We start from the raw sequence: 221 nt of genomic DNA, 5'->3' as shown, positions 1-221 counted from the left end.
AGTGATTTAATTCGCTCACTAAAATCACTATAAGATTGCGATGAATGATCTTGAGAAAGATCCCCAGTACACAAGACTGCAGAACATTGTTCTGTATATTTCTTAGCATGTTTAATAACAGCGTCATAACTATCGACTCTTTTTATCCCTAAAAGATCTACCGTATGGTCAGCAAAAAGATCAGTGTCAGTGATCTGCAATAAATTAATATTGCCTTGAAG

Annotated in this window: 1 pseudogene; it reads right to left on the bottom strand. The window is 34.8% G+C overall.

Annotated elements, in window-relative coordinates:
* A pseudogene (locus tag V6256_RS15735) lies at positions 1 to 221 on the bottom strand (3',5'-cyclic-AMP phosphodiesterase); the annotation flags it as partial.

The organism is Psychromonas aquatilis (assembly GCF_038155185.1).
Lineage (GTDB): Bacteria > Pseudomonadota > Gammaproteobacteria > Enterobacterales > Psychromonadaceae > Psychromonas > Psychromonas aquatilis.
The sequence above is the reverse complement of the archived record's forward strand: the minus strand, read 5'-3'. Positions and strand labels throughout refer to the sequence as shown.